Raw genomic sequence first — 1,309 nt, 5'->3', positions numbered from 1 at the left:
TGCCTACTACATCAGCGACACGGTGGATTCGCTCGACCTGTCCGCCTTCCATGCGCGGTATGCAGGCGGCGGCGCGCGCAATCAACCCTTTCATCCGGCGATGATGGTGAAGGTGCTCGTGTACGGCTATGCGACCGGCGTGTTCTCGTCGCGCAAGCTGGCCAGGAAGCTGCATGAAGATGTCGCGTTCCGGGTCCTCGCGGCGGGCAATTATCCGGCGCATCGCACGCTTTGCGACTTTCGTGCCTTTCACTTGAAGGAACTGTCGGACCTGTTTGTGCAAGTGGTGAAGCTGGCCAGGGAATGCGGACTGGTCAAGCTCGGGACGATTGCCGTTGACGGCACGAAGATCAAAGCCAATGCGTCGCGCCACAAGGCGATGAGCTACGACCGGATGAAGAAGGCCGAGCTGGAACTCAAAGAACAGATCAATGCGCTGCTGGCAAAAGCGAAGGCGGCCGATGACGCCGGGAAGAACGAGCCGGAACTCGATATTCCAGCCGGGATCACGCGGCGCGAGGACCGGCTTGCGGTCATCCGTGCCGCGCGCGCACGACTGGAAGAACGTCAGCGCCAGGCCGATATTGCGCGGGGTCGTAGCGACGACGACGCGCCGCCGGATGGCGGCGACAAGCCGAAAAAGAAATCGCGCTTCAAGTACAGGTTTGGCGAGCCCAAGCCCGACGCCCAGGAGAATTTTACCGACCCGGAAAGTCCGATCATGAAGCATGCCGGCGGCGGCTTCGACTATTCCTACAATGCCCAGGCTGCTGTCGATGATACGGCCCACATCATCGTCGCGGCCGAACTGAGTAACAGTGCCGCCGACAGCGTGCAATTACCAACCGTTCTGGCTGCGGTGCTACGCGATGCCGGCGCCGATCCCAGGCAGGTCCTTGCCGATGCGGGCTACCGGTCGGAAGCAACGTTCGAGCAGTTGCGTGAGCACCCCGCCGACCTGATCGTAGCGCTCGGCCGCGAGGGCAAGAAAGACGTGAAGATCGATGCCACCAAGCGGCCGCTGTGTGCCGCGATGGCGGAAAAATTCGCTTCTCTGGAAACTCAGCGTGCCTATCGCAAACGCAAATGGCTGTCCGAACCGCCGAATGCGTGGGTAAAAAGCGTTCTCGGGTTTCGACAATTCAACCTGCGCGGACTGGCCAGGGCCGAGGCCGGGTGGAAACTCGTCTGTGCGGCGCTGAACCTGAGGAGAATGGCGAAAATGACGTTCGCGTAAGCCTCGAAGAGGGGCAACGTCGTCCGATTTGGCTCTCGGGCAAACCATCTGGCGCGCATTGGAGAGCGAACC

General features: G+C 61.3%; 1 protein-coding gene. It reads left to right on the top strand.

From position 1 onward, the window contains the following. Positions 1-1,237 (top strand): transposase (locus PQQ96_RS41995; protein WP_408303304.1); only part of this gene is annotated, 1,237 nt, incomplete at its 5' end. Between the last annotated feature and the right edge of the window lie 72 nt (positions 1,238-1,309).

This window comes from Paraburkholderia sediminicola (assembly GCF_046027825.1).
Classification (GTDB): domain Bacteria; phylum Pseudomonadota; class Gammaproteobacteria; order Burkholderiales; family Burkholderiaceae; genus Paraburkholderia; species Paraburkholderia sediminicola_D.
This window is presented reverse-complemented; position numbering and strand designations above follow the sequence as displayed.